At 49.9% G+C, this 9,748-nt stretch carries 10 protein-coding genes; 7 read left to right on the plus strand and 3 right to left on the minus strand.

The annotated features are described in order from the left end of the window. The 3 genes from M3200_RS01390 to M3200_RS01400 all read right to left on the minus strand — a co-directional run. Window positions 1-198 (minus strand): hypothetical protein (locus M3200_RS01390; protein WP_288178071.1); only part of this gene is annotated, 198 nt, incomplete at its 3' end. A gap of 306 nt (window positions 199-504) precedes the next feature. After that, window positions 505-1,098 carry a 30S ribosomal protein S4 gene (gene rpsD / locus M3200_RS01395; protein WP_022381750.1) on the minus strand — a complete coding sequence of 198 codons (594 nt, stop codon included), beginning with the start codon at window positions 1,096-1,098 and terminating at the stop codon, window positions 505-507. 147 nt (window positions 1,099-1,245) lie between these two features. Then, a complete protein-coding gene (locus M3200_RS01400; RefSeq protein WP_022381751.1) occupies window positions 1,246-3,093 on the minus strand; it encodes an Orn/Lys/Arg family decarboxylase in 1,848 nt (615 codons plus the stop codon). Between the two features lie 137 nt (window positions 3,094-3,230). On the opposite strand from M3200_RS01400, the gene M3200_RS01405 reads away from it, so the two are divergent. The 7 genes from M3200_RS01405 to M3200_RS01435 all read left to right on the plus strand — a co-directional run bounded on the left by M3200_RS01405 (window position 3,231) and on the right by M3200_RS01435 (window position 9,719). Further along, window positions 3,231-3,953 carry a segregation and condensation protein A gene (locus M3200_RS01405; protein WP_022381752.1) on the plus strand — a complete coding sequence of 241 codons (723 nt, stop codon included), beginning with the start codon at window positions 3,231-3,233 and terminating at the stop codon, window positions 3,951-3,953. After that, a complete protein-coding gene (gene scpB / locus M3200_RS01410) occupies window positions 3,950-4,483 on the plus strand; it encodes an SMC-Scp complex subunit ScpB (RefSeq protein ID WP_022381753.1) in 534 nt (177 codons plus the stop codon). Before M3200_RS01405 ends, scpB begins: the two co-directional genes overlap by 4 nt. Then, window positions 4,480-5,202, plus strand: a complete 723-nt coding sequence (locus tag M3200_RS01415; RefSeq protein WP_022381754.1) for a pseudouridine synthase — start codon at window positions 4,480-4,482, stop codon at window positions 5,200-5,202. The genes scpB and M3200_RS01415 overlap by 4 nt, the downstream gene beginning before the upstream one ends. Then, a complete protein-coding gene (locus tag M3200_RS01420) occupies window positions 5,186-6,445 on the plus strand; it encodes a BaiN/RdsA family NAD(P)/FAD-dependent oxidoreductase (protein WP_022381755.1) in 1,260 nt (419 codons plus the stop codon). Before M3200_RS01415 ends, M3200_RS01420 begins: the two co-directional genes overlap by 17 nt. Then, a complete protein-coding gene (gene cmk, locus M3200_RS01425; protein ID WP_022381756.1) occupies window positions 6,438-7,115 on the plus strand; it encodes a (d)CMP kinase in 678 nt (225 codons plus the stop codon). The genes M3200_RS01420 and cmk overlap by 8 nt, the downstream gene beginning before the upstream one ends. Window positions 7,116-7,130: 15 nt before the next feature. Beyond that, entirely contained in the window at window positions 7,131-7,739 is a 609-nt protein-coding gene (locus tag M3200_RS01430; RefSeq protein ID WP_022381757.1) for a lysophospholipid acyltransferase family protein, read from the plus strand. 84 nt (window positions 7,740-7,823) lie between these two features. After that, the gene (locus M3200_RS01435) at window positions 7,824-9,719 is read left to right on the plus strand and encodes a bifunctional 4-hydroxy-3-methylbut-2-enyl diphosphate reductase/30S ribosomal protein S1 (protein ID WP_022381758.1); all 1,896 of its coding nucleotides are present in this window, start codon (window positions 7,824-7,826) and stop codon (window positions 9,717-9,719) included. Window positions 9,720-9,748: the final 29 nt, after the last annotated feature.

The raw sequence follows: 9,748 nt of genomic DNA on the forward strand, positions 1-9,748 counted from the left end.
TGCCCCCCTGCGATGAACGGCTTTATGCCCGGCCCTTATAATCGCAATTGATACCGGTACGGTCGTATTTCTTTGTTTATCTGCAGGGATTCTTGGGGCATAGGTCAGCTCTCCCTGACGGCAGTAAATCGTTCGGAGTCCCGGCGTGCCACACGCCGCTGCCGCCATGGTAAGCTGCCTGCAGAAAGCCGAATCCATGGAAAGGGGGACTTTCTCATGAAGAAATCTGGAAGGAAACCGGAAGAATGAGGGGCCGGACCACAAGTGGAGATTCCAAACCCCGGGGAGCCCGGGCAAATCAATTTCTTCAAAGACGGGAAACCACATATCGGGAGGAATCTATGATAACCCTGCCCTCTCAGATGCTTATCCGGGATATGGTCATCAGGCGAAGAGGTGCCCATGGGGCCGCATCAAAAGGGGTCAGGAAAGCATGAAAAAAGAGGAAATGCTTTGCGAAAAGCATTTCCTCTTTTGTATGTCCATAGTCCGCTGAAAAACGAATTACTTGGAGTACAGTTCGACGATGTTGGTTTCGTTGACTTCGTCTTTGTACGGAAGTTCATCTCTCTGCGGGAATCTGGTCAGAGTAGCTGTCCAGTTGTCGAAGCTCTTTTCGATGTATGGAAGATCGAAGGGCTTCAGTTCCTGGAAGGACTGCTTGAACATTTCGTTAGCTCTGTAAGCTTCGCGGAGGGAGATAACCTGGCCGGCACGTACCGGATAGGACGGGATATCAACTCTCTTGCCGTCAACGTTGATCAGTCCATGGGTTACCATCTGACGAGCCTGACGGATGGAACGTGCAAAGCCTGCACGGTATACAAGGTTGTCCAGTCTTGTTTCCAACAGGAACAGCAGGTTTTCGCCTACGACGCCGGACATTCTCCTTGCTTTATCATAATAGCGGTAGAACTGCTTTTCAAGCAGGTTGTACATCGCTTTAACCTTCTGTTTTTCTGCGAGCTGAACGCCGTATTCAGACTGTTTTTTCTGACGGGTTTCAGCTACCTGCCGTTTTAACGCTTTCGGATGGCCGTAAATGTTTACGCCGAAACGTCTGCTGGTCTTAAAACGGAGATTTCTGTTAGTTGCCATTGTGTGAGTCACCTCTCTAAAAAATTAGCTGCATATTCGAAACAGCTTTTATATTATAATTTGTTTCTGCTTATCTGTCAATGAAATTTCTCTGTATAGAGCGTATTTTCCCTGTTCCTTTCAGTTTAGGGGAAAATCCATGGATATTCATCCCCTGTCTTTGGATAATACCCATACATAAGGCTTTCCATCCTGCTTGTGAAGACCGACGACTTCAGGCATGAAGGAGGGGAATTCCCTGCCGTATTCCTCGAGGAAGAGGAAGTAGGAAAGGATGTCCTTTGTCCATGTTTCTCCGGCCGCCAGAAGGCAGATGCCCGGAGGATAGGGAAGGACGGCTTCAAGGGCAGTTCTTCCTTCGGCCTCTGCAAGCGGGCATTTTTCGCCTTTTCCTGAGAGCCATAATTGATTGGCTTTCCTGCCTGTCATTGGCGCATCCGGGAAATGCTCAGAGGAAAAGAGGGTATTGAGGAGAGAAAAAACATTTTTTTCATGAAGGAAATGGAAGAAGCGGGAAGAAAGGTCCCGGATGTCTTCTTCCGGAAGGGAAGAACATTCCGGAAGGATTTCAGAAACCGGCCTGTTTTCCTCGAAGGCCTTTTCCAGATCGGCCAGGGCAGAAACCAATCTCTTTGCCTTTCCTTCCTTGTCGCCTGGCTCGGCAAGAAAGAGAATTGTGCAGAAATCGGACTTCTCCGGCGTGATGCCTTTGGATTCAAGGTACATGGAAATAAGAGGCGCAGGGATTCCTTCCTTGTATTCCTTCAGGGATCCGCTTGTCAGAAGGATCTTGCAGGGATCGATCATCGAAAGTCCGTCTTCTGCGTGAGAGAATCCATGCCACGCGTAGTCTTTGGAAATAGAGAAGAAAGCAGGATCATTCATGATTTCCTTATCATCTGCTTCTTCCCATTTCCTTCCATGGACGATCGGGGGTAGGAAGGGGCGGATGAAGCGGAGGTTTTTGAGAAGCTTTTTCCTTAAATGGATGGAGAAGCGGAAGGCTTCTTCCCATAGCTCTTTTCCATACTTCCTGTGAATGAGCGCATTCATTTCAAGCCCTGCAAAAAGAGGATAGTAGGGGGAAGTCGATATATTCATGAGGAAAGCGCTGTCCAAAATATCATCGGGAAGGCAGCGCTTCTCGCCTTTGATATGGCTGTCTTTCTTGTGGATCTGGGACGTCTGGGAAAATCCTGCAAGCTGCTTGTGGACGGACTGCGTGACAAGGATTCCGGGGTCCTCGGGCCCAAGGGGAAACGTCAGGACAGCACTGTCTTTCAAAAGCGGGATGAAATTTTCATATCCTGCCCATGCGCCGTCGAAAAGAATGTAGTCACAGAGCGGGCCCAGCTTTTCCAGTATCATTTTTGCATTGAGGAAAAGCCCGTCGTATGTGGTAAGCTGCAGGCAGGCAAGGCGGAAAGGCCGCTCCTTTTGGGCAAGGGAAGGATCGATGGCTGCCGCCTTTTTCCTGAGGAAATCCGAATCAAGGAAGGCAGGGTCAAGCGTATCTATGACGCCTTCCCCGTTTCTTTCCGATCCCAGGTATACTGCTCTTGCACCTGCCTGGATGAGGGCGCCCTGATACGTGGATTTATGGTTGTTCCTGTCAAAGAGGACGAGATCATTCTCAGAAAGAAGGGCAGAGGCACAGATCCGGTTTGACGTGGATGTCCCTCCCAGGACGAAGCGGCAAAGGTCGCTCTGCCAGGTGCGGGCGGCCATTTCTTCAGCCATTCCGGATACGCCCTCATGGGAGAAAGGATCTCCTATAAGGGAAGAGGAATCAGAGATATCGGCGAGGAATGCATTTTTTCCAAGGCCTTTTGTAAATATATTTCCTTCTTCTGTCATTTCATAAAAAGCGCCGCTGTGATGGCCCGGCGTATCAAAGTCGTCTCTTTCATGCAGGGCATGGGATAGAAGAGACTGCGTGAACGGAGGAAGCTTTTTAAGCTCATTTTCCGTAAGTGTATGTTCTTTATTTTCCATGGTGCCTCCTGTCTAATGGTTTATTATACAATATGAAAAGCTGTTGTGGCGCGGATGTCCGTTTTCTTGTATAATATCTTATTCTTATGTTAATATGTAATGATAAGACGAGATGAAAAATGGGAGGTCCTGACAGGATGGCTGATTCGGTCAATACGGAATATCAAGTGAATATCCCTGTTTTTGAGGGACCGATGGATCTGCTTCTCCATCTGGTTACGAAGAATCGAATTGATATCCATGATATACCGATTCAGAGCATTACCAGCCAGTACCTGGACTACCTCAATGCAGCCAGTGAATTCGACCTGGAGCTTGGGAGCAGTTTCTTTGCCATGGCATCCACACTGCTTCTTATCAAATCCAGAGTGCTCCTTCCAAAGAGAAGGCAGGAGGAAACGGGAGATGAGAGTGAGCAGGAAGATCCCCGCGGGGAACTGGCAAGGTCTCTGGAAACGTTCCAGATGATCAAGGAAGTGAGAAGGCGTATTTCCGAACTCATGGAAGAGGAACGCCCCTACCATGGGAAGGAGCCGGAAGATGTCAGGAACGCTGCGTTTACCGGTAGTATTCCTGTTGCCCGGCTGCAGGCCGCTTTCTTTGCCCTTTATGATGCGATTCATGAAGAGGAGGAACGCTGGGTGCCTCCGGAAGAGGTTTCCCTTGAAGCGGAGATTGAAACGCTGGGAAGCACGCTGAAAAGACAGGGGAAAGTGGAATTTCGTTCTTATTTTGCAAAACAGAAGACAAGGCTGCGGCTGGCTGTGACGCTGATGGCTCTTTTGGAGCTGATGCGCCTTGGCAAAGCCAGACTCAGGGATACCGCTAAAGGTCTTGTCATTGAAGGGGGAATACAATGAGCAGTCTTGACCGTATGGCCGGCCTTTTGGAAGCATTTCTTTTTGCCAAGGGAGATCCCGTCTCCCTGAAGGAAATGGCAGAGGCGCTGGAAGAAGACTCATTGAAAATAGAGGAAGCACTTCATGTGCTTCAGGAAAAATACGACAAGCCTGATTCAGGCATTACGCTCCATCATACGGGAGCGGGCTGGTCACTTACGACGAAGAAGATGTATGACGAATGGCTCTCCTCCCTTCTGGGGAAACAGAGCCCGCTTTCCTCTTCTGCGCTTGAAACGCTGGCTGTCGTAGCATTCAAGGAACCGGTCACCCGCACAGAAATCGAGAAAATCCGCGGAGTTTCTGCAGGAAGAGTCCTGGCAGGACTCCTTGAAAAGGGACTGATCGAAGAACGAGGGCGTCTGGATGTGCCCGGAAGACCTATTTTATACGGCACGACAAAACGGTTCCTGCAGTGTACGGGTCTTAGTGATATCAGCGAACTTCGGACAAGATGGTCCGGGAAGCTGGATGAAGGAGAATTATTTTGAAAGAACGCTTACAGAAAATTTTAGCACGCGCCGGTATTTGCTCCCGCCGCAAGGCAGAAGAGCTGATCGTTTCCGGCAAGGTGCGCGTCAACGGCAAAGTTGTCAAAGAACTCGGGTCGGAAGCCGATCCGTTCTCTGACAGGATCGAGGCGCTTGGCGAGACTGTAAAGCCGGAGAAGAAGCGCTGGTTCCTCTTTTACAAGCCGGACGGCGTCATTACTTCGGTGTCTGATCCGGAAGGAAGAAGGACGGTCATGGATTACTTCAGGAACATCAGGGAAAGAATATTCCCTGTAGGCCGTCTCGATTATCATTCGGAAGGTCTCCTTATCATGACCAATGACGGAGAACTCGACAATATCCTGACGCATCCAAAGCATGAAGTGAAGAAGGTGTACGAAGTCACCGTCAGGGGCAGGTATTCCCCGAAACTGGCGGAAAAAATGTCCAAAGGCGTCCGCATCGATACCGGTGTGACAGCGCCCTGCGAAATCGAAGTCATCGGTTATGACAAGGAAAAGAACAAAACGCAGGTCCGCATGACGCTTCATGAAGGAAAGAACCGCGAAATCAGAAAGATGATGGCAGCTTACCATTATCCGGTATTTGAACTGAAACGTGTCAAGTATGCATTCCTGACGCTGGACGGGCTTTCCAGAGGAAGCTACCGCCGTCTGACGAATGAGGAGGTGCAGAAGTTATATGAGCTCGGGAAATAAGACAATCTGCATCATAGGGGGCGGCGTAGCCGGCCTTCTGGCGGCTGTGACCGCAGCTGACGAGGGAGCTTCTGTCAAGCTCTTTGAGAAAATGTCCAAAGTGGGCCTCAAGATGGGCATCACGGGAAAAGGGCGCTGCAATCTGACAAACAGCGCGCCGATCATGGACTTCATTGCAAAGACACCCGGAAACGGCAAGTTCCTGTACAGCGCTTATGAAAAATTCAATAATGAAGACCTTCTGGACCTGCTTCACGGCTGGGGCCTCAAGACGAAAGTGGAACGCGGCGGAAGAGTATTTCCAGCAAGCGATGATGCGCAGGAAGTCCGTCATCTTTTCATGGACCTTTTAAGAAAGAAGAAGGTAGAGCTCCATCTGGATGAATCTGTCACCCGCATCCTGACAAAGGACGGGGAAGTATCCGGAATCGTGACTGACAAGGGAAGCTATGGCGCCGGTGCCGTTATCCTCTGTACGGGCGGCTCCTCTTATCCGCGCACCGGCTCGACCGGCGACGGCTACCGCATGGCAAGAGAGCTTGGCCACAAGGTCACGGCAATCCGCCCTGCGCTGATTCCTCTTGTCTGCAAGGAATCCTACGGCAAGGAACTTCAGGGACTTTCCCTGAAGAATGTATCCTTTTCCATTGATGCAGGCGGAAGAAGGAAGGCCAGCGAATTCGGCGAGATGCTTTTCACGCATTTCGGCGTAAGCGGCCCGATCGTCCTGATGCTTTCCGACAAGGCATCGCTCTGGCTGTCACAGGGCCATGAGATCAAGGCATCCATCGACCTGAAACCGGCCCTGACGGAAGACGTACTCGACAAGCGAGTCCTTCGCGATCTGGAAACGTACCATCTGAAACAGATGGCAGGCGCTCTCCAGGATCTGATGCCGCACAGGATGATCGACGTCATCCTTTCCCTTGCCGGCATCGAAAGAGACCTTACTGTCAGCGATCTCAAGAAGGCGCAGAGAATTGCGCTTGTCAAAACGATGAAAGCCATGCCGCTCACCGTGACGGGGACGCGTCCGATTTCGGAAGCCATCGTTACGGCAGGGGGCGTTTCCGTCAAGGAAATCAATCCGTCCACGATGGAATCCAAAGTGGTTAAAAAATTATATATGGCGGGCGAAGTGCTTGATGTCCATGCATTTACTGGCGGCTACAATCTGCAGGCTGCTTTCTCCACAGGGCATCTGGCGGCGCTTTCCGCAGTAAGGAGTCTGGAAAATGCGTAAATTATCTATTGCGATCGACGGACCTGCAGGTGCAGGCAAGAGTTCTGTCTCCAAAATTCTGGCAGCAAGGCTCGGGTATGCCTATCTTGATACCGGCGCCATGTACAGGGCTGTCACATACGAAGTCCTCAGCAAAGGGATTTTTGATGAAATAGAAATCGTCCTCATGATCAATAAGATTGATATGGAAGTGAAACCTGACAAGGATGCCATGCTTGTCTTTGTCGATGGGGAAGATGTAACGCCTTTCTTAAGGACAGCTGACGTTTCTGCCCATGTTTCCTGGGTGTCTGCCATGGCAGGCGTCAGAAGAGCCATGGTCAAGATCCAGAGAAAGCAGGCAGAAAAGGGCGGAATTGTCCTTGATGGAAGAGATATAGGAACGACAGTCCTTCCCAATGCCGATGTGAAGATTTTCCTGACGGCTTCTGCTCATACAAGAGCCATCCGCCGCTGCATGGAGCTTGCTGCTGCCGGACAGGATGTAACACCGGAAGGCATTGAGGAAGATATCGAAAAGAGAGATTATCAGGACAGCCACAGAGCTGTTTCTCCTCTCCGCCAGGCCGACGATGCCGTTCTTCTTGATAACGGGGATCTGACACTCGAAGAGACCGCAGATGCCATCATCAGCATCTGCAGGGAAAAATTTCCCGGATTTGATGCGTAAGCAGGCGGTATTCAAATGGGATACAAAATTGTAAGGGCTATACTCGATTTCTTTTTCTTCATCGTATTCCGCCTCCATGTGGAAGGCAGGGAAAACGTGCCGGAAAAAGGCGCCATCATTGTAGCGCCCAATCATAAGAGCTACTGGGATCCGCCGATGATAGGCGTAGCTTTCAAGACGCGTATCGTGCACTTCATGGCCAAGGAAGAACTTTTCAAGAATCCTGTTTTCGGCTGGGTCATCCGCCAGCTCGGTACTTTTCCGGTCCGCCGCGGCGTGACGGACAGGGCTGCCATCCGCCAGGCTGTCAAAGTTTTGAAGGATGGTTATCCGCTTGGCATATTTCCAGAAGGCACCCGTATCAGAAGAGAAGGCCTTGGCAAGTTCCATTCAGGCATGGCTTCTCTGGCTCTGATGACAGGGACGCCCATTCTTCCGGTAGCCATTGTCGGATCCATGCATATGCCGAAATGGAGTGCGCATCCGGCTGTCCTCATCGGGAAACCGATCCCGGTCAAAAAGGAAAAGGCAACAGAAGAAAAAATCGAAGCCCTGAATGAACTGGTCAAAAAAGAAATTCTAACTATGGCCGAAGAATACAAGGCAAGATTCCAGAAACATTAATTTTGGTCATTAATCATATCGAACTTTTTTATACATAACATCGATTTCAATCTATAGCGAAAGCGAGGAATGAAGAAAAAGCATATGGAAATTTATAGAGCTGATGTCATGGGATTCTGCTACGGCGTCAAAAGGGCAATGAAAATTGCTGAAAAAGCCGCAAAAGACGGAGTAAAAGCCGTAACGTACGGCCCTATTATCCATAATCCGCAGGTAGTCGGAAGACTAGCCGAAGCAGGCGTTCCTGCGGTTAATGAACTGGATGAAGTCAAAGATGAGATTGTTATAATTCGCTCGCACGGAGTGGGCCCTTCGTGTTATAATACACTTAAGTGCAAAAATCTAGCCCTAATGGACGCAACCTGTCCATACGTCAAACGCAATCAGGAAATCACAAGGCAGCTTGTTGCGGACGGAAAGCAGGTTGTACTCATCGGTGAAAAGAAGCACCCGGAAATGAAAAGCGTGGCTGAATGGGCGGTGGGACATTCTTACATGGTGGAAACGATGGAGGATGTAGACGCACTCCCGCCAATGCAGGAAGCCCACATAGTCATACAGACTACGTTTTCGGTTGCTCTTGCTGACAGGCTGATCACTGCCATCAAACAGAAGGTACCCGTGGTACACGTCAACAAATCCATTTGTGACGCAACGATGCAGAGACAGCAGGCAGCGCGTGAGCTGGCGCGGAAAGTAGATGTGATGATCGTCATAGGCGGGCGCAACAGCGCAAATACCGGACGATTGGCAGAAGTCTGCCGCAGTGAAGGCGCCGTAACGCATCACATTGAAACGGCTGAAGAGCTAAAACCAGAATGGTTCCGCAGTCAGGACAAGATTGGCATCACCGCCGGTGCATCCACACCGGACTGGATCATAGAGGAGGTAGTTTGTATTATGGAAAACATGAAGGAAATGCTGGATCAGGAGGAAATGAACCTGGATGTACACAAAGGCAGCGTAGTTGAGGGTAAGGTTATCGAAGTTCTCGATGACAAAGCTTACATCTCCTTTGGCTACAAGACCGAAGCTGTGCTTCAGGCTCATGAATATTCCTACCCGGCACCGGCATCCCTCAAGGATGTGCTGAAAGTCGGAGATACACTCCGTGTTCAGGTAGTAAGCGGAGTTAAGGAAGACAGCACGATTTATGTGTCTAAGATTAAAGTAGACCGTCTGGCTGACTGGGATGTCGTTGAAGAAGCATTCCAGAAGGGCGAACCTGTTGAATGCGAAGGCATTGAAGCAATTAAAGTCGGACTGCTCGTTCAGATTAAGTCTCTGCGCGGTTTCATTCCGCTGTCCCAGGGGGATCTGCGTTTCGTACATTCCCTGCAGGGTCTTGTTGGACAGAAGTTCCCGGCTAAGATTCTCGAAGTAGACCGCACAAAGAACAGACTGGTTCTTTCCCGCAAAGCTGTACTGGAAGACCAGAGAAATACAGAAATGGACGAAATCGAAGAAGCTTACCAGAACGGCACCGTTCTGCAGGGCACCGTTAAGAAGATCATGCCATACGGCGCATTCATCGGAATCAACGGCGTGGAAGGACTGCTCCACATCTCCGATATTTCCTGGAAGAAGATTGGCAAAGTAGAAGACGTTCTCAAACCAGATCAGGTCATTGATGTCAAGATCAAATCCTTCGATCGTGAAAAACAGAGAATCTCCTTCACACACAAAGACTGCCTCCCGAACCCATGGGAAACCGCTGTACATGATCATCAGATCGATGATGTAGTAGACGCTAAAGTCGTTAAGATCCTTGAATTCGGCGTAATCGTTGAACTCGAAGACGGACTGACCGGCCTGCTCCACATCAACGAAATGACCGATGACCACAACAAGAAACCGGGCGATATCTGCCAGGTAGGCGACGATCTGAAAGTCCGCATCATCAACATTGATGAAGGACGCAGAAGAATCTCCTTCAGCCTCGTAGAAGCTCCCGTTCATGACGCTCCGGAAGAAGCTTAATTGAAACTGAAAAAGACCGCCGCCGGCGG

Origin of the sequence: Dialister sp. CAG:357 (assembly GCF_000435155.1) — a bacterium.
GTDB lineage: Bacteria > Bacillota > Negativicutes > Veillonellales > Dialisteraceae > Dialister > Dialister hominis.

What these genes read in the sequence shown, in the direction of transcription:
- rpsD (WP_022381750.1), bottom strand. Translation starts at nt 1,098, where the DNA reads ATGGCAACTAACAGAAATCTCCGTTTTAAGACCAGCAGACGTTTCGGC.
- M3200_RS01400 (WP_022381751.1), bottom strand. Translation starts at nt 3,093, where the DNA reads ATGGAAAATAAAGAACATACACTTACGGAAAATGAGCTTAAAAAGCTT.
- M3200_RS01405 (WP_022381752.1), top strand. Translation starts at nt 3,231, where the DNA reads ATGGCTGATTCGGTCAATACGGAATATCAAGTGAATATCCCTGTTTTT.
- scpB (WP_022381753.1), top strand. Translation starts at nt 3,950, where the DNA reads ATGAGCAGTCTTGACCGTATGGCCGGCCTTTTGGAAGCATTTCTTTTT.
- M3200_RS01420 (WP_022381755.1), top strand. Translation starts at nt 5,186, where the DNA reads ATGAGCTCGGGAAATAAGACAATCTGCATCATAGGGGGCGGCGTAGCC.
- cmk (WP_022381756.1), top strand. Translation starts at nt 6,438, where the DNA reads ATGCGTAAATTATCTATTGCGATCGACGGACCTGCAGGTGCAGGCAAG.
- M3200_RS01430 (WP_022381757.1), top strand. Translation starts at nt 7,131, where the DNA reads ATGGGATACAAAATTGTAAGGGCTATACTCGATTTCTTTTTCTTCATC.
- M3200_RS01435 (WP_022381758.1), top strand. Translation starts at nt 7,824, where the DNA reads ATGGAAATTTATAGAGCTGATGTCATGGGATTCTGCTACGGCGTCAAA.